12 protein-coding genes and 2 pseudogenes are annotated in these 17,112 nt (G+C 60.0%); 6 read left to right on the top strand and 8 right to left on the bottom strand.

The window, feature by feature from the left end:
* Positions 1–30: 30 nt before the first annotated feature.
* Both AC1MEW_RS20755 and AC1MEW_RS20750 read right to left on the bottom strand, forming a co-directional pair.
* On the bottom strand, positions 31–813 hold the full coding sequence (locus tag AC1MEW_RS20755) for a hypothetical protein (RefSeq protein ID WP_480423442.1): 783 nt from the start codon (positions 811–813) through the stop codon (positions 31–33).
* Between the two features lie 66 nt (positions 814–879).
* Positions 880–1,272, bottom strand: coding sequence for a DUF6152 family protein (locus AC1MEW_RS20750; protein ID WP_480423441.1), 393 nt, complete (start codon positions 1,270–1,272; stop codon positions 880–882).
* A gap of 235 nt (positions 1,273–1,507) precedes the next feature.
* Between AC1MEW_RS20750 and AC1MEW_RS20745 the strand changes: the two genes are divergently transcribed.
* On the top strand, positions 1,508–2,845 hold the full coding sequence (locus AC1MEW_RS20745; protein WP_480423440.1) for an alginate export family protein: 1,338 nt from the start codon (positions 1,508–1,510) through the stop codon (positions 2,843–2,845).
* A 115-nt stretch (positions 2,846–2,960) separates the two neighbouring features.
* Here AC1MEW_RS20745 and AC1MEW_RS20740 read toward each other — a convergent pair whose 3' ends face one another.
* The 3 genes from AC1MEW_RS20740 to AC1MEW_RS20730 form a co-directional block, all read right to left on the bottom strand.
* The gene (locus tag AC1MEW_RS20740) at positions 2,961–3,524 is read right to left on the bottom strand and encodes a cytochrome b (RefSeq protein WP_480423438.1); all 564 of its coding nucleotides are present in this window, start codon (positions 3,522–3,524) and stop codon (positions 2,961–2,963) included.
* Positions 3,525–3,629: 105 nt separating this feature from the next.
* A complete protein-coding gene (locus AC1MEW_RS20735; protein ID WP_480423437.1) occupies positions 3,630–5,084 on the bottom strand; it encodes an aldehyde dehydrogenase family protein in 1,455 nt (484 codons plus the stop codon).
* Between the two features lie 33 nt (positions 5,085–5,117).
* Complete coding sequence (locus AC1MEW_RS20730) at positions 5,118–6,494, bottom strand: aspartate aminotransferase family protein (RefSeq protein ID WP_480423436.1); 1,377 nt, start codon at positions 6,492–6,494, stop codon at positions 5,118–5,120.
* 214 nt (positions 6,495–6,708) lie between these two features.
* Here AC1MEW_RS20730 and AC1MEW_RS20725 point away from each other — a divergent pair, with 214 nt between their 5' ends.
* From AC1MEW_RS20725 to AC1MEW_RS20715, 3 genes are all read left to right on the top strand, one after another.
* A complete protein-coding gene (locus tag AC1MEW_RS20725) occupies positions 6,709–7,683 on the top strand; it encodes a helix-turn-helix domain-containing protein (protein WP_480423434.1) in 975 nt (324 codons plus the stop codon).
* A gap of 60 nt (positions 7,684–7,743) precedes the next feature.
* A complete protein-coding gene (locus tag AC1MEW_RS20720) occupies positions 7,744–8,484 on the top strand; it encodes an IclR family transcriptional regulator (RefSeq protein WP_480423433.1) in 741 nt (246 codons plus the stop codon).
* A 189-nt stretch (positions 8,485–8,673) separates the two neighbouring features.
* On the top strand, positions 8,674–10,122 hold the full coding sequence (locus AC1MEW_RS20715; RefSeq protein ID WP_480423431.1) for an APC family permease: 1,449 nt from the start codon (positions 8,674–8,676) through the stop codon (positions 10,120–10,122).
* Between the two features lie 39 nt (positions 10,123–10,161).
* Here AC1MEW_RS20715 and AC1MEW_RS20710 read toward each other — a convergent pair whose 3' ends face one another.
* From AC1MEW_RS20710 to AC1MEW_RS20700, 3 genes and pseudogenes are all read right to left on the bottom strand, one after another.
* Positions 10,162–11,670 carry an MFS transporter gene (locus tag AC1MEW_RS20710; protein WP_480423430.1) on the bottom strand — a complete coding sequence of 503 codons (1,509 nt, stop codon included), beginning with the start codon at positions 11,668–11,670 and terminating at the stop codon, positions 10,162–10,164.
* Between the two features lie 87 nt (positions 11,671–11,757).
* Positions 11,758–12,297, bottom strand: a pseudogene (locus AC1MEW_RS20705) (methyl-accepting chemotaxis protein); the annotation flags it as partial.
* Between the two features lie 366 nt (positions 12,298–12,663).
* Positions 12,664–13,809 (bottom strand): annotated as a pseudogene (locus AC1MEW_RS20700) (cache domain-containing protein); the annotation flags it as partial.
* Positions 13,810–14,152: 343 nt separating this feature from the next.
* Here AC1MEW_RS20700 and AC1MEW_RS20695 point away from each other — a divergent pair.
* Both AC1MEW_RS20695 and AC1MEW_RS20690 read left to right on the top strand, forming a co-directional pair.
* Positions 14,153–15,601 carry an APC family permease gene (locus tag AC1MEW_RS20695; protein WP_480423429.1) on the top strand — a complete coding sequence of 483 codons (1,449 nt, stop codon included), beginning with the start codon at positions 14,153–14,155 and terminating at the stop codon, positions 15,599–15,601.
* A gap of 89 nt (positions 15,602–15,690) precedes the next feature.
* Positions 15,691–17,112 carry an aldehyde dehydrogenase family protein gene (locus AC1MEW_RS20690; RefSeq protein WP_480423428.1) on the top strand — a complete coding sequence of 474 codons (1,422 nt, stop codon included), beginning with the start codon at positions 15,691–15,693 and terminating at the stop codon, positions 17,110–17,112.

Below are 17,112 nucleotides of genomic sequence, written 5' to 3'. Positions count from 1 at the left end.
GGTCAGCTCCGATGGCGATTAATGGCGACTTCACTCGAGACTGAGGGATGCCTTGCCCTCTTTATCGATCACGATCTGATTGTTCTCGCAGACATACTCTTGAATGGTGTAGTTGGACCGTTTGTACTCGAACGTGAAGCGATACGGGACCTTGAGCACCTGTGAGTCCTCGATCACGACCTTGTTTTCCAGGTGGTCCGGCGCCGTCAGCCTGATGCGTTCCGTGATCTTCATGTCCGGACCGTGCGGAACGTCATAGAAGCGCACATCCGTTCGCACGCGCTGTGTCTCCACGACGAGCGTGTCGCCTTCCCAGTGGCCGCGTGAATGGCCTTGATATTTAGGATCCAGTTTTTCTTTTGGTGGCATCGCTTCGTTCAAGAGAATCCGGCGCACCTGCTGGAGATACTCGCCGAGGACGATCACTTGCTTGTCGTCGTGAATGATCTGGATCGGGAAAAGCGCCGCCATCAACGTTGGCATTCCCTCGGGCAGGCATCTCGAGCTCGTGGTGGCCAACGGCGTCCCGGCCTCGTTCGCCACGGCTTCTTTCTTCTTCAACTCGACGTATTCGTCGGCGTAGGGCGCCTTCAGGTCCATCGGTCCACCCGGGTGCACCGGATCGTCCGGGTTCTCACCGAACCAGTCGTCCGGGGTTCTTTCCCAAGTACCACTGATGTCGGGTCGTGTGCCGACGCTGTGTTTGTCGTGCAGAGGTTTCGACGGTGTGGCGCCGTTGCATATCCCGGCGACAGTCACGAGGGCGATGCCCAGGAAGATCATTGCCGTGTTCAGGGTTCTTGTCAGTTTCATTGAAACGCCTCCGTGCTGCTGGTCTGGTCTGTTCGGCTGGGTAGTCATGAAGCTGGGAGGGACTGCTTATCCACCGCCAGTGAGTACGACGTCACCGATCTTGATCTCCACGAGCAGTCCTCCTGGCTCACCGTTTTTCAACGGCTTGAAGGACACCTCGGCGTTGTCGCCAGCCTTGATCGACTCGGCGTTCCAGCCAGTGCGCTGTAACGCGTTGACACTGCCTGTCTCGATCTTGAATCGCTGGGCTGGGGGGCCGGGTGTATCGACGTAAATCGTGATGTGAGGGTTGGTCCAGGCGAAACGCTCGACGACACCCTTGATCGAGACCGTCTGGGTCTGGTCGAAAAGTGCGAACGAGTGGTGGGCACTGGCCACAGGCGCGAGGGCGCTGCAAGCGATGAGGGTCAGAAGGCAAAGCCCCTGACGTAACAGCGGGGGTGGTGAGATAGGGGTCATGACGGGTGCCTCGGTTCTTATGGTTCTTATGGGCCCAGCATAGGGGCGTAGCGTTCAGAGCCCATAGCCCAAAACGGCAACCATTCAAGGCATCGAAGATGTTTTGCAGCGGGGGGATATCGCGCAGGGGAGGGGCGGTTCGCCCCTTGAAAGTGCTGATTTGGGTTACCGCTCTCGCGACCCAAGCCGGAACACTCTTGGCTCGCCTCATAAATATAAAAACAGGAGAGACGTCATGCGCACCCTCAGCTACGCCCCGTTACTTTCGCTGGTTGCACTCTGCACATTTGAGCCGCAGGCACTCGCCTATCAGCTCTACAACGAAAATGATGGAGGAACTGTCCTTAACGCCGACATTTGGGCAGGGTATGGCTTGTTCGGCAGCAACAAAAACTACCTCGCCGACCCGCAGAGGGAGCCCGGCACAATGCGGTGGCAGGAAGGCTTCGCCAAATACGGCCTGAACGGCAAGACAGACAAAATCACTCCCGGCTCCATCTATGGCGGATTTAGCATGATCAGCACGGGGTCATGGGGCGATGGGGATGCGGGTGGGCTCACCGTCGGGGATGAAAGAAAAACGGCTGTGGAAGACGCTTTCCTGGGCTGGAAGTCGGGTGACCTGGTTCCTGCTCTGGGTGAGGACGGCGTTGATTTCTCCTTCGGCCGGCAGCTCGTCACGGTGGACGGCTTCCTGATCACCGATGACGGGTTCGCCCCCGGGAAGGGCTTCAATCCTATCCCAGGCGTCCAGGATGGCCGGTTCAATCGCGGCGGCGCCTTTTACCTTGGCCCGCGGTTGGCATTCGCGAACACGGCAGTCTTGAAACTGGGGGGGGCGGAGGGCCTTCACAGTAGCCTGATGTGGCTCAAATCCGGCAACCCCGGGCAGTCGAAGACTGAAGTGGCTGCCGCCACCCTCGACTACACAACGCCCATTGGCTCGATCGGTTCGACTTACGTGCACGGTCTGGATGTTGATGAGCGATATGCCTTTGGTGATCGGCTTGAGCGCAAGGGCATGGACGTCTATAGCATTCGTGGGCAGGGCAATGCCGGGATCGAGAATGCCGACTTTGCGTTCGAAGTGGTGCGTCAGGAAAAACGTTCAGGGTCGCAGCGGGCGATGTTCTTCGACGCCGGCTACACCTTCGCCGATACAAAATGGCAACCGACGGTGAGCTATCGATATTCGCGCTATTCCGAAGGTTACGACTTTCTGTTCCAGGGAGGTTTTCGCAAGCGATACCAAGGTGAAGTCGCCGCCAATTACGCAGGTTCAGTGACCTCGAACATGGCGATCAACGACGTGCTCCTCTCAGTCAAGCCGACCGAGACATTGACCCTTAACGCAATGGCCTTCAACTACCACCAGCTCTCCCGTACGCATGAGCAGGACTTCGCTGCACGTGAGGTCGACCTTTTTCTGGATTGGATGGTGACGGATAACGTCACACTCTCGCCTCTGGTCGGCTTCTACAAGCCCGAAAAGTGGCTCGGGGACGGTGGTCTGCAGAGCGGGAGCGCATCAACGAACACTTACTTCCAGTTCATCGTATGGGTGGCTTTCTGAACCGCCGCTCGCCCCGTAACAACTGAGTCTGCTGCAGGTATTTTGATCAGGGGCCTGGCGGCCCCTCCGGTCCGAGCCATGAGGCGTTGACGTCTTGCGTCAACGCCTCATCAAGTCACAGCATGCGGCGCAGGACGTCATTTCGAGGGTCCCGGTCGTAAAACCGGTGTTTAAGGGCACCTACGACATGCAACAGGATCAGTGCGAGCAGGGTATAGGCGAGTACTTTGTGCAGCCATTGGAAGACGACGAACCAATCGTCATTTTTCGAAAGAAGCTCCGGCAGGTTGACCCCAAAAAAGAAAACCCCGTCACTCATCGTGTAGGTGCTCGACATTGAGTACCCCATCAACGGCACGATCACGACGAGCGCATACATGACACGCTGCGTAAGCCTTGACAGGAACCTTTCATAGCTCGCCAGCGTTTCCAGCGGCTGCGGAAGCACGGGGGTCCGAAAACGCAGGGCGATCTGAGTCAGGACAACCAGAAACACCAACAGTCCAAAGGATTTGTGCCACGGGTAATAGAGCTCGTACTTGCTCGCCACTTCGTCATTCAGACCGGTCATATGCCAGCCTGCCCAGAGGAGGCCTGCGATGAGCACGGCGCGTACCCAGTGCAACATTCGCAGGGACGTCGGATACCGATCGGTTGTTTGTTGATCTATCGGGTTCATCGTAGTCTCTCCATTGATTATCAACGGCATCAGGGATGCACTTTTGAACGGTCACCCTCGCGGCACAGGGGCCGGAGGGTGATACGGTCAGGACAGGGATCGTGCTCAGGAAGGCAGCAGCACGGTGATGACTTTCTCCTCGGTGTAGGCCACCGCGCCGGCAAACCCGCCTTCACGGCCGATACCGCTGGTCTTCACGCCGCCCCAGGGCAGGTTGGCGTCCAGTGGACTCCAGCAGTTGATACCCACGGCACCGGCCTTCACCGCAGCGGCTACGCGGTGCGCTCGCACCAGGTCGGTCGTCCAGACCGTGGCCGCCAGGCCGTAGGAGGAGTCGTTGGCCAGTGCGATAGCTTCCTCTTCGCTGTCGAACGTGATCAGCGTGCCGACGGGCCCGAAGATTTCGTCTTGGGCGATCGCCATGGCGTTGTTCGCGTTGGTGAAGATAGTCGGCCGGACAAACCAGCCCCGCTCAGGAGTCGATACACCGCCGGCCAGAAGCGAGGCGCCTTGGTCAATACCCAGTTGGATGTATCGGTTAACGCGATCGAATTGCGCTTTCTTGGCCACCGGTCCCATCTGTACGCCGGGCTGGCGAGGGTCGCCCACGTTGACTGCCTGTGCGGCATCGGCCAGCTCTGCGCCGAAGCGATCTGCGATGCTGCGGTGCACCAGGATGCGCGAGCCGGCTGCACAGACCTGGCCCTGGTTTGCGAACAGGCCGAGCGCACACCCGCGCAGCGCGTCTTCGAAAGAGGCATCGTCGAAGACAATCTGTGGGCTCTTGCCGCCCAGTTCCAATGCCACGCGCTTGAACAGTACACCGGCGGTGCGCTGGATTTCGCGTCCGGCCTCGGGGCTGCCGGTGAAGCTGATCTTGGCAACGAGCGGGTGTTCGCACAAGGCGCGACCCACCTCGTTGCCGTAGCCGGTGACCACGTTGATCACGCCATCCGGAAAGCCCGCTTCCTGAGCCAGCACCGCCAGGTGCAGGGCAGACTGCGGCGTTTCTTCCGAAGGTTTGATGACCACGGTGCAGCCTGCCGCCAGCAAAGCGGCGAGCTTCCAGACGGTGATCATCAACGGCGAATTCCAGGGAACGATGGCGCCGACCACACCCACTGGCTCGCGTACCGTGTACGAAAGGGTCTTGGTGCCGAAGTAGCCACCGGTGGGAATGGTGCGTCCCTCAAGCTGGTTGGCCCAGCCGGCGGCGGCATGCAGGTTGGCGATCGCGTTGGGCAAGTCCATCCGGCGCGGTTCGATGGGTGAGCGACCGATGGCGTTGGCATCCATGTCGGCCAGCAATTCGGTGTCGCGTTCAACCAGGTCAGCGAGTTTCGATAGCAATTGACCGCGCTGGGCGCCGTCGAGCTGACTCCAGGCGCCACCCTCAAGTTGGCGATGCGCGGCCGCCACTGCGCGGTCCACGTCCTCAGTCGTGCCCTGTGCGGAGCTGCCGTACACCTGTTCTGTCACGGGGTTGACGAGGTTTATGCGACGGCCGTCGGAGGCTTCGAAGGACGCGCCTTTGATGAAGTGATTCAAGTGCTCAGTCATTTTGGGGTCCATGAGTGATGTGGAGTGGTCGGGTCACGCCTCGAGGGAGGCCAGGGCGTCGCCGAAGATGTCCAGTGCCTTGAAGAACAGCGAGCGTGAGATCGTCAGCGACGGCATGACTCGCATCACGTTGCTGTAGCGACCGCAGGGAATCATCAGCACGCCGTGGTTCAGCAGGTAGCCCATGAGCTGGCCGATTTTTTCGGGCGCCAGGGGAGCCTTGGTGGCTGGGTCTTCGACCAGTTCGATACCGATCATCAGGCCGCGGCCGCGTATTTCACCAACGAACGGGCTGTTGAAGCCACGGATACGTTCCTGCGCCTCCAACCCCAGAGTGTGCGCGCGGTTGAGCAGATCGAGCTCCGAGTCCTGCAGGATGCTGATATTGGTCAGCGCCACCGCCGCGGACAACGAGTTGGCAGCAAAGGTGTTGGGCATCGATCCGTCAGGAATCGCGGCCGCCAGGTCTGAACGCATGATCAGGCCCGCCATTGGCAGGTCGCTGCCGATGCCTTTGCCGAAAGTGAGCATGTCCGGCTTCACGCCCGAGTGCTCGACCGCCCACATCTTGCCGGTGCGCCCTGCGCCGGATTGCACTTCATCGACGATCAGCAGCGTGCCGCTACGGTCGCATGCCTTGCGCAACAGCTGCAGGAATTCTGGCGAGGGAGGCACGTAGCCGCCTTCGCCCTGCACCGGTTCCACGATGACGGCAGCCACGTCATCGGCGGCGGTGTAGGGGGTGTTCAACAGGTAGTCCACGTACTCGCCGGCGATCTGCTCGGCGCTTTTTTGAGTGGTGTCGAAAGGGAAACGGTAGGCATAAGGGTAGGGGGCGTGAATGACCCCACCCATCTGGGCACCGTAGCCCTTGCGGTAGGCCGTGCCTGTCGTCAGGGATCCCGAGGCGTTCCACACGCCGTGGTAGCCACCATGAAAGGCGATGATCTGGTGCCGCCCGGTGATGCGTTTGGCGAATTTGATGGCTGCTTCAAGCGCATCGCTGCCGCTTTGCGTGAAGAAGGTGATGCAGTCGCCACGCAAGCCGTCGGGCGCGATCTCGGAGAGCTTGGCCGCCAGTTCGGTGCGCCGGGTGCTGTTGATTTCCAGGGCATGCATCAGTACTTCGGACTGTTCGCGAATCGCCTGCACCACCTTCGGGTGGCAGCGGCCTACGCTGCTGACGCCCACGCCGGCGGACAGGTCGATGTAGGTGTTGCCATCGGGGTCCTTGAAAGTAGCGCCGAAGGCACGGTCCATGGCTATGGGCATGCGTCCACCGCCGCGTGCCATGGACTCGGTGCGCGCCGACAACGCCAGGGCCTCGCTGGTTTTGGGGCCGGGAAGTGCGCTGGATGTAATCCGCGGGGCATCCGCGAAGTGGAGGGATTCAAGTTTGGCTTCACTCATGACGTTCTCTCTGAATGTCGATTTAAGTGTGCTGATCATCTCCGCGACGTGTCTGTGGCCGGTAGCCCGAATTGGCACATGGATGGACCGCCCAGAGCGCACCTTCCAGTGAATTTAGAATTTCATAAATAATTGTGCATAATTCTCACTATGTGCGAATATCGCATAGGAAGGCGATCTAAAAACAAGAATATTGGCAGAGGCTTTCGACATCATGAAAAATCAAACTATCAGCCATTTCAGAGACGTCCATGTCCATGCGGCTACCGTCCAGGAGTGGAACCAGGACTACAGTCAGCTAACGGCAGGCTCGACCGAGAGTTCGCTGACGCAGTTGTCGACGGCGGGTGTCCACGTCTTTCTCGAGCAGATCAACCAGCGTGTCGTGCAGCACGGCGTGGCTCCCCGAGGCAAGATGTGCTTTGCCGTGCCGATCACCACCCCGGGTTCGATTCGGATGCAGGGACGGGAGGCGGACGATAGCAGCCTGTTCTTTCTTCACGGTGGCGAGGAGTTCATGTTCCATATGCCGATGGGTATGGAACTGCTGTCGATCACCTTTGAACGTGAATTGTTCGAGCAGGCGTTGGCGCAAACGGCTTCGGCGAAGGAGGTCAGCCTGTTGCTGCGTCAGCCGGTGATCAGGGTTTCCACCCCACGCTTTGCATACGCTCGTCGCCGATTGCTGGCGATGTTCTCCCAGGCCCTGGTGTACGAAGAACTCGACAGCACGCGAGACCGGGAACGGGAGCTGGCGCTGGAGCAGGCGATGCTCGGCGAGTTGCTGCAACTCATGACCGACCCGGCCTGCGACAAGCAACAACGCTCCGCAAGCTCCACGCGCAGCTTCATTGTCGAGAAATGCCACCGTCTGGCGACCGCGGAGATGATCGACGTGCCCAGCGTGATCGAGTTGTGCCAGCGACTCCAGGTCAGTCGGCGTACCGTGCAGAACAGCTTTCGCTCGGTTGCCGAGACGACGCCGCTGAATTACTTGCGCTCTGTGAGGCTCAACGGTGTACGCCGGACCTTGATGTCCACCCGCGCGTCGCATCTCTCGATCGGCGATGCCGCTGCCCAATGGGGCTTCTTTCACCTCAGCCATTTTGCGGCGGAGTACCAGGAGCTGTTCGCAGAGTTGCCGTCCCATACCCCCCGCGCTGCCATCACCGGTTGCGCTCATGCCTGAACACCCGCCCGCTGAAAGCAGGGTGTGGTGACCGTTGGCTTCACAAGGATGTAGAAAAAGATGAATAGCCTGCGCCGTCTGCTCATGGTCTTCGACCTGTTCCGCCCGGAACAACCGGTCATCGATGTAGACATCATTTGCCGGGAGCTAGGCTACACGTCCGCCACCGCCTATCGTTATCTGCGAGAACTCGGCGACGCGGGCTTTTTGAAGCGATTGCCGCGCGGTTACGCGCTCGGCCCGCGAATCGTCACGCTGGAGCATCAGATGGCGAACTACGACCCGTTGTTGGCATGCAGCCGGGACCTGGCCGACAAACTGGTCGCCGACACCGGCCTGGATGCGCTGGTTAGCGAGTGGCATGGCGACTCAGTGGTCAACGTACTGATCCATCGTGGCTCCGATGCCGGACCGGTCGGTGGCGACAAGGGGCGGCCGATCGATCTTTTTCACAGCGCGACCTCCCGCGTCGTACTGGCTTATCTGCTACCGCGTCAGATCCGACGCGTCTACGACGCTCACGTGAACCCATCCGAATTGCAGCATCTGGGGCTGGAGTGGAAGCCGTTCATCAAGAGCCTTCTCGCCATCCGCAAACAGGGCTACTGCATCAGCGAAAGTGAGCTGTACCCGGGACGCAGTGGCGTCGCGGCGCCGATCTTCGACGAAAAGCAGCGAGTCCTCGGGAGCATGACCCTGGTGGGGCGCAGTGAGCGGTTCGGTGCGTTTCAGCAGCGCTATCTGTGCGACCTGGTGACCGGCGCGGCGTCGGAACTGACGGCGCGTCTCGCTTCGCAGTGAGGTCCGGGTGGCGGATGGCGCTGTTCAGGTGATGGCGTAACAGGTTACCGATTTGGGATACCGGGGCGTTCATGGTGAGGCATAGGATCGAATCCAGCGTGCGACAAAAACGACAAGCTATATCGGTGACGGTGAACGGCTTGCTGCACCGATCCTACAGCGACTGCCTCATACAATAAGGTCAAGAACATGAGCGTATCTATCCCGATCAACAGTTCGACGGAGTTGAAGCGTGGTGCCTTGGGTGTTGGTTTCATCATCTTTTTCGTGGTGTCGGCGGCGAGCCCGTTAAGTGTCATCGCCGGTGGCTTCCCGATTGGCATCATGCTGGGCAATGGCGCCGGCACGCCGGCGTTGTTGATCCTGGCGTTGCTGGTGTTGCTGGCGTTTTCAGTGGGCTACACCACAATGTCCCGGCACCTAACCAATGCTGGCGGCTTTTATGCGTTCACCTCCCGTGGTTTGGGTGGCCTGGCAGGCGGGGCGGCGGGTGTGTTGGCGATGTTCGCCTACAACATTCTTCAGGTCGGGTTGTATGGCATGTTCGGCGGGGTCGTCAGCGGCACCATGGCAAGCATGTTCGGACTCTTGATGCCATGGTGGTCTTACTCACTGATGGCGATGGCGAGCATTGCGATTTTGGGGTATCGCAAGATAGACCTGTCGGCGCGGCTACTGTCGGTGATGGTGATCGCCGAGTACCTGGCGATCCTGATCCTGGATTTTGCCATCCTCAAATCCGGCGGCGACAGCGGCATCAACCTTGATGCGTTTGATCGCAGTTATGTGTTCAGCGGCACACCGTCAATTGGCTTGCTGTTCTGCTTCGCGGCATTTATCGGCTTCGAGGCGACGACTATTTACGGCGAAGAGGCCAAGAACCCGCAGCGTACTATCCCGATTGCCACCTACTGCTCGGTGTTGCTGATCGGTGGTTTCTACGCACTGTCGGTATGGTCGATGGTGGTGGGCGTGGGTGCGGACAAAATCGTGCCGATGCTGCAGGCCTTGCAGGACCCGACGACGTTTATCTACGGCATGTCCGACCACTTTGTCGGCCCCTGGCTGACTCAGATTATCCGGGTGCTGTTCATGGTCAGTATCTATGCCGGCCTGCTGGCGTTTCATAACGCCGCGGCCCGTTACTTCTACGCGATTGGGCGTGACGGCCTGTTGCCGCACCGCTTGGGTACTACCCATCGCGTGCACCAGAGTCCTCATATGGGATCGGCGTTGCAGAGCCTTATCTCGGCGGTGGTGGTACTGATTTTCGCCGCCATGGATGCCGATCCGATCCTGCAGCTGTTTGCCTGGCTGTCCAACTTGGCCACGCTGTGCGTGATTTTGTTGATGGCGCTCACTTCCGCAGCGGTAATCTTCTTTTTCCGGCGTCACCCCGAACTCAAGGTGGGGATCTGGCGTGGGCGGATTTTCCCCGGTTTCTCTTGTGTTGCCCTGTTGGCGGTCCTGGTACTCGCGGTGGTGCATTTCGATGTACTAACGGGCGCTAGCCTGGCCTTGTCATACAGTCTCTGCGCCATCATTCCCGCGGCCCTGCTGGGTGGCGTGTTCCTGGCGGCTCGACTTCGCAAGGCGTCGCCGGAGCGGTACCAGGCATTGGGTAGCCACAAGCTTTAAGGCCCCACGCAGAACCGTTCAACCAAATCTGCGCTTTGCTTACCAAGGATGGTCTGCGACCTCGCGCGGCTGCGCCTGTCTGCTCAACTTGACCAGCAGCGATGCGATCAACAGCAGGACTGCCGACGCTGTCAGCACGGCAACAAAGCCTGCATCGAACGCCGCACGGGCGAATGCGGTCAGCATCGCGCGGCCTTCGGGTGACAACGTCTCGGCGACGACCAGCGCGTCGTCGAGGCTATCGAATGTCGCGGGGTTTCGGGTCAGCCATGGCGGAATCATCAGGTCCGCCGAATACGCATAAATCGCCGATAACAGACTGCCTGCAAGCGTCACACCCACAGCACCGCCCAGTTCAAAGGACACTTCCTCGATGGAGGCGGCCATGCCGGCTTTATCGGCGGGCACGCTGAGCATGATGGCGCTGGACGAAACGGTCAGTGCGGCGCCAATCGTCAAGCCCAACAGGGCAAGGCTGGCGATTTGCAGGTAAACCGCAGCGTTGTACAGCAAGAGATAGCTCAGCATTGCGGCTGACGACAGCAGCAACGTCCAGAGCAGCATCCGCCGGTTTCCCAGGCGCGGCAGGTAGTAACCGGCAAGCGGCCCTGCGACGAAGGAACCCAGTGGGAGAGGAAGGATAAACAATGCCGCCTCCAGCGGCGACATGCCGAGCACCAGTTGCAGGCGCTGGCTGAACACCAGTTCCGTGCCGATCAACGCAGCGGCCGATACGACTGCTGAAATGACGGCATTTCTGAAGCCCGGTGCAGTGAACAGCGCCAGATCGAGCATCGGCTGTGCGGCACGACGTTGGCGTCGAATGAACAGCGTCAGGAATAGCACACCCAGCACGACCGCCACCAGCATGCTGTCGAAGGAGGGCGCCCGTTTACCGAGTTCCTTGACGGCATATGCCAGGCTGATCAGCCCTATCATGACCTGCAGCGAACCCAGCCAGTCCCATCGTTTTTTGGCATCCCCCGGGTGATTCGGGATCAACACGGCGCCGAGGACCAACGCCACCACCACAATAGGCACGTTGATCAGAAACACCGAGCCCCACCAGAAATGCTCCAGCAGCAGGCCGCCCACCACCGGGCCGAACGCAGCGCCCCCTGAAGCAACCGATGCCCAGATGCCGAATGCCATGGCCTGCTCGCGCGGGTCGGCGAACGTTACCCGGACGATGGCCAGCGTAGCCGGCATCATCATCGCCGCGCCGACAGCCAGAAAGCCGCGGGCGCCGATCAATACGCTGGCCGATGGCGAGAAGGCCGCGATCAGCGAGAACAGGCCAAACACGCTCAGTCCGCCGATAAACAGGCGTTTGTGCCCGAGGCGATCACCGAGTGTGCCCATGCCCAACAGCAGACCGGCAGCGATCAATGCATAGATGTTGATGATCCAGAGCTTTTGCGAGGCCGAGGCATCGAGCTCACGGGTCAGTGTCGGCAGTGCGGTGTACAACACCGTCATATCAATGACGATCAGCAGCAATGCGCTGGAAATAATGGCCAGGATCAGCCAGCGTCGCGGGGGAATCATGGGTGGTGCTCGATGAACGATGGTCGAAAGCCGGCAACTGTAACTCAGTCAAGACGTCAGCACCGGCAGGTAGCCTGTCGTGCTCCTTTACACGCGAAAATGGCCTACAAGCTGCTGTTGATGGTTGGCCATTTCATGGAGTGAGTCACTGGCCGTTGAGGCATCGCTCATCCGTTTGGTCAGTGTTTCGCTGATACTGCGAATGTCACTGACCCGATGGCTGATATCTTCCATGACCGTGCTTTGCTCCAGGGCTGCGCTGGCGATCTGCTGATTCATCTGTTCGATCACATCCACGGCCTGGGAAATATTCTCCAACGCCGCACGGGTCTGTTGCACCTGGATCACGCTGTTGCCGGCTTGCTCGCGGCTCAACTGGGTACTGTGAACCACTTCCTGGCTCAACTGCTGCAGCATCTCTATCACCGTGCGGACTTGTTCGACCGAGCTCTGGGTGTTGCTGGCCAGGTGCCTGACTTCATCGGCCACCACCGCGAAGCCGCGCCCCTGTTCGCCCGCTCTGGCCGCTTCGATGGCCGCATTCAACGCCAGCAAGTTGGTCTGTTGCGCGATGGTGCTGATGACGTCCAGCACCTGGCCGATCTGGGTGCTGCTATTGGCGAGGGCATGCACTTGCTTAAGGGTGGTGTCCAGTCGCTGATCGAGGCTTTCGATGCTGCTCTCGGCGATGGAGAACACCGCTTGACCTGATCGGCTCGCGCTTTCGGCGGCTGTCGCTGCGTCGGCGGCACCGTGGGAGTGGCGCGCCACTTCCTGGGCACTGGCACTCATTTCGTGCAGCGCGGTCGCGGCCAGCTCCACTTCGCGGTACTGGCGTTGCATCCCTGCGCTGACTTCCCGGGCAATCCCCGAGGAGGTATTGGCGCTGTTGCGGGTATCCAGGGAGGCGGTTTGAATGTCGCGAATAATCGGCTGCAACTTGTCCAGAAAACGGTTGAACCCATTGGCCAATTGGCCCAATTCGTCGCGCCGCCCGGCGGGCAGGCGTTGGGTGAGGTCACCATCACCATCGACGATGGCATCAAGCAGACCCGCCACCTTCAGCAGCGGGCGTGTCACCCCGTAGGCGGCCAGCCAGATCAGCAGCATGCCGAGACAGCTGGCCAGTACCCCCAAGCAAAGGTTGAGCCAGTTGGCCTGGTGGCTTTTGTCGTCCAGTTCGCTTTGCATTTGTCGAGCGGAAGCCTGCACCAGGTCTTGGGGAACCTTGATCTCCAGTTGCCAGAGTGGATTGCCCGGCACGGTTTGCAGAGCCTGGCGTATATCGAGGGTGGACCCGGAGACTTCGCCGCTGCGTCCTGCCACCTGGCCGGTGGGCGACACAATGGCGACTTCGCTGTTGCCCTGATACAGGTCCTGGCCGAGGTCGGCAGCCAGCTTTTGCAGAGTGTCGAGGCCAATGTCCATGCCGACCACGCCGAGGATCTTGCCGTTGGCGATCAGAGGGATAGAAACGCTGCTCATCAGGACTTTCTGGCCTTCCACCTCACTGGTGTAGGGCTCCACCACGCAAGTGCGTCTTTGAGCTTGAGGGCATGTGTACCAGACGTTTGTCGGTTCGCTGCCGGGTGGCGCAGTGTCGGTGAAGATTTGCGCTTCGGTGAGCACATCCTGGACCAGTTGTCCCGGCTGGCTCTGTGACCAATACAGCGCAAAGCGGCCTTTTTCGTTGCTCGCCAGTGCACGTTGCCCGACGAAATTGGCGTCTGCGCTCGCCAACGCGTCAGGCAGAAGTATGACGTACAGGCCGAGCACTTTTTCGCGTTTGAGCAGTGTCTGACGGGTCACGCTGATCAGCGCTTCGCGCAATTGCGCAGCCGTGAGGCGTCCATTGAGCGTTTGATCGCGCAGTTGCAAAACCTGTTGCGCGAACCCTTCGCCATACAGCGCCGTTTCGTTGAAAAAGCGTTCGACGTGTTGGCCATGGGCAACGGCCTGGGCTTGCAAGCGCTCCACGGCGGCTTGCCCGAGCAGGTGACTGCTTTGCTCCTTCAGCAATTTTGCACTTTGTTGGTTCTGGTACACCGAGGCGCCTACCAGCGCGCCGACGACAGCCAGCAGGCACAGTCCGCTCAGGAGTGTGATCCGCCATTGGATAGTGAGATGAGCTAAACGCATGACTGAGGCTTCCTGCAGAGGGCTTTGGCTGCGATGGGCTGTGGACCTGGCCCTCGCTTTTATTATCGGTGCCGGCATCTGGGTATAGAGCGGGTGACGCTAGCATGCGGGAGGGAACGGCCAGGCGGTTATCCCGAATCGGCAAGGACTGCCGGATTGCCGGTGCCGCATCGACCTGTTTTGGGGCGGCGCCTCGGATGCTACCGATTTGGGATAGCGAGCGGTTCAGGGGCGGGCATAGGATCGAATTCAGCGCGCGACTAAAACAAAACGCTAATCGGTGCCGATGGAATTCAATCGGGCCACCCCAACAGCGACTGCCTCATACAATAAGGTCAAGAACATGAGTGTACCTATCTCGATCAACAGCTCTACGGAGCTCAAGCGTGGCGCCCTGGGCGTCGGCTTCATCATCTTCTTCGTGGTGTCGGCGGCGAGCCCGTTAAGTGTCATCGCCGGTGGCTTCCCGATTGGCATCATGCTGGGCAATGGCGCCGGTACTCCGGCATTGCTGATCCTGGCGTTGCTGGTGTTGCTGGCGTTCTCGGTGGGTTACACCACCATGTCCCGGCACCTGACCAATGCCGGCGGTTTTTATGCGTTCACCTCACGTGGTTTGGGTGGCCTGGCAGGCGGGGCGGCCGGGGTGTTGGCGATGTTTGCCTATAACATTCTTCAGGTCGGGTTGTATGGCATGTTCGGCGGGGTGGTCAGTGGCACCATGGAAAGTATGTTCGGACTGGTGCTGCCGTGGTGGTCCTACTCGCTGATGGCGATGGCGAGCATTGCGATTCTGGGCTATCGCAAGATCGACTTGTCGGCGCGGGTGCTGTCGGTGGTGGTGATCGCCGAGTACCTGGCGATCCTGATCCTGGATTTTGCCATCCTCAAATCCGGCGGCGACAGCGGCATCAACCTTGATGCGTTCGACCGCACCCATGTGCTCGGCGGCACACCGTCCATCGGCCTACTGTTTTGCTTCGCGGCATTCATCGGCTTTGAGGCCACCACCATTTACGGTGAAGAAGCCATAAACCCTCAACGTACCATTCCGATTGCCACCTACAGTTCGGTGCTGCTGATCGGCGGGTTCTACGCACTGTCGGTATGGTCGATGGTGGTGGGCGTGGGCGCGGACAAAATCGTGCCGATGCTGCAGGCCTTGCAGGACCCGACGACGTTTATCTACGGCATGTCCGACCACTTTGTCGGCCCGTATCTGACTCAGATTATCCGGGTGCTGTTCATGGTCAGTATCTATGCCGGCCTGCTGGCGTTTCATAACGCCGCGGCGCGTTATTTTTACGCGATCGGCCGTGACGGCCTGTTGCACAGTCTGTTGGGCACCACTCACCGCGTGCATCAGAGCCCCCATATGGGCTCGGTGTTGCAGAGCCTGATTGCCGCAGTGGTGGTACTGATTTTCGCTGCATTGGATGCGGACCCGATCCTGCAACTGTTCGCCTGGTTCTCCAACCTCGCCACCCTCTGCGTGATTTTACTGATGGCGCTGACGTCGGTAGCGGTCTGCGTCTACTTTCAGCGTCATCCCGAGCTTAACGTCGGGATTTGGCGCGGGCGCATCCTGCCTGTTTTCTCCTCCCTGACATTAGTGCTCGTGCTGGTATTGGCAGTGGTGCATTTCGACGTGCTGACCGGGGCCAGTCAGCTGCTGTCCTACGGACTCTGCGCCATCATTCCCGTAGCCCTGATCATCGGCGTCATGCTCGCCGCGAGATTGCGAAAGATCGCCCCGCAACGGTTTCTCGCCTTGGGCAGCCACAAGCTTTAAGGCCTCACTCGTTACGGCTCGACTAACCAGACAATACCAGCCTGCCGTTGCTCGGCATGGCTCGTCAGTGTGAGAAAGGAAGGTTTCAAATGCACAACTACAAAATGCTCATCAATGGTGTTCAGGTTGCCGGTGATAAGGGCCAGTTTGACGTGATCAACCCGGCCACCGGTGCTGCATTCGCCCAATGCCCCGCTGGCTCGCTGGCGCAACTCGACCTGGCGGTCGACGCTGCACAGACGGCATTCAAAAGCTGGCGGCACAGCACCCATGCAGACCGTTGCGAGCGCCTGTTGGCGGTCGCGGCGGATATCGAGCGGGAGGCCGAGTCACTGGCCCGGCTGATTGTGCTGGAACAAGGCAAACCGCTGGAACTGGCATTTTCAGAAGTCATGGGTTCCGCCGCCTGGACCCGCTATGCGGCCGGTCAGGAGATTGCCGTGGAGCTGGTGGAAGAAACCCCCACTCAGCGGATCGAGTTGCATCGCAAGCCTTTGGGTGTGGTGGCGTCGATTACACCGTGGAACTGGCCGTTCATGATCGCTGTGTGGCACATCATGCCGGCGCTGCGAGCCGGTAACTGTGTGATCAGCAAACCGTCGAGCCTGACCCCACTGAGCACCTTGCGCCTGGTGGAGATCATCGCCCGCCATGTGCCTCACGGCGTGATCAATTGCCTGACGGGCGAGCAAGGTTTCGGTAGCGCAATCACTTCGCACACTGGCATTCAGAAGATTGTGTTCACCGGCTCGACCGCCACCGGACAAAGCGTCATGCGCGGCGCCGCCAACAACCTCAAGCGCCTGACCCTGGAGCTGGGCGGTAACGACGCGGCAATCGTTCTGCCAGGTACGCCGATTGAGGCGGTGGTCGAGGATATTTTCCAGGCGGCGTTTCTCAACATGGGCCAGACCTGCGCGGCCCTCAAGCGCCTGTATATCCACGAATCGCAGTACCAGGCCTTTGCTGATGCGCTGACCCTGATTGCGGCGCGCCAAGTGGTGGGCGATGGCCTGGAAGCTGGCGTCACCTTTGGCCCGGTGCAAAACCTTGAGCAATTAGCACATGTCGACGCGCTAGTCGCCGACGCACGGGCACAAGGCGCGCGCGTGCTGTGCGGCGGCGCGCGTCTGGATCGCCCCGGCTTCTTTTATCCACCCACCCTGGTCGCGGACGTGACAGATGGCCAGCGTCTGGTTGACGAGGAACAGTTCGGTCCTGTGTTGCCCTTGATCGCGTACCAGGATGTCGAGGATGTGCTGCGGCGCGCCAATGCCGGTGACATGGGGCTGGGCGGATCGGTCTGGGGGCCGGATGTCGAGCAGGCCCAGGCACTGGCCAGCCGCCTGGAAAGCGGCGTTGCCTGGGTCAACTGTCACGCGCAGATCCAGCCGAACACGCCGTTTGGCGGCAGCAAGATGTCCGGGTTTGGCGTCGAGTTCGGCCTTGAGGGGCTGCTGGAGTTCACTGGCCAGCAACTGCTGTTTGTCCGCAAACGTGATACCGAATAA

This window comes from Pseudomonas sp. ASL4 (assembly GCF_056680395.1).
This window is presented reverse-complemented; position numbering and strand designations above follow the sequence as displayed.